The organism is Arthrobacter sp. AQ5-05 (assembly GCF_003287975.1).
Taxonomy (GTDB): Bacteria; Actinomycetota; Actinomycetes; order Actinomycetales; family Micrococcaceae; genus Paeniglutamicibacter.
Genome location: NZ_QMKQ01000088.1, coordinates 1 through 993, shown reverse-complemented (window position 1 = coordinate 993; position 993 = coordinate 1). Strand labels below are relative to the sequence as shown.

Annotated in this window: 1 protein-coding gene; it reads left to right on the top strand. The window is 60.7% G+C overall.

Features of this window, described 5'->3' with window-relative positions; genetic code table 11:
• The first annotated feature begins 132 nt into the window (after nucleotides 1-132).
• Nucleotides 133-966, top strand: a complete 834-nt coding sequence (locus DQ353_RS21120; RefSeq protein ID WP_181578553.1) for an IS5 family transposase — start codon at nucleotides 133-135, stop codon at nucleotides 964-966.
• Nucleotides 967-993: the final 27 nt, after the last annotated feature.

Here is a 993-nt window from a genome sequence, read left to right as displayed (position 1 = left end):
GGCTTCCCTCACAGCACCAACAATCCGCACCTCAGCGTCATTAAGCGGACAACCGACGTCATTAATCAAGAAAGCAGGCACGACTCCTGTTAAACATGTTTTCGACCAAGAAAACGTTTAGCCAGGAGAATCGTGCCTGCCCTTCCATCATTCCTCATCGAACCACTCTGGTGCCAATTCGAGGCACTGATCCCGCCCGTTGTAGACCACCACCCGCTGGGCTGCCACCGACCACGGATCACAGATCGCGTGGTCTTCGACAAACTCGTCCAGGTCCTCGTCCTGGGTGCCTCCTATGAGAAGATCAGTGACACCGGCTGCTCAGCCACCACTATTCGGCGACGGCGCGACGCCTGGATCGATGCCGGGATCTTCACTGTCTTGGAGCAGATCTGCCTCGAATCCTACGACCGGATCGTCGGCCTGGAACTGGAGAACCTCACCGTGGACGGATGCATCGTCAAAGCCCCGTGCGGTGGCGAGATGGCCGGAAAATCCCCGGTGGACCGCGGCAAACTCGGCACCAAACGCTCCGTCCTCACCGACGGCAAAGGCATCCCGCTGGGCTGCGTGGCAGCACCAGCCAACCGACTCGACTCCCCGCTACTGCGCCCCACCCTGGAAAAACTCTCCCGCTTCGGATTCCACCTGCCACCACAGATCACCGTGCACCTGGACGCCGGCTACGACAGCGCAAAGACCCGCACCCTGCTCACCGAGCTCGGGTGCGAATGGGTGATCAGCACCAGCGGCGAGCCGCTGCAAGCCGGGGCCCGCTGGGTCGTCGAACGGACCAACGCCTGGCACACCCGCGGCTTCAAGAAACTGTTGATCTGCACCGAACGCAAAGCCAGAGTCATTGATGCGATGATCAGCTTCGCCAACAGCATCATCGTCCTGCGGCGCCTGATCCGCGAAGCCTGGTACACCCAACGCTGGGACGCAAGACCCAGGCGAAAGCCCTAACGATCAGGGCCTATTGGCGCATTTTCT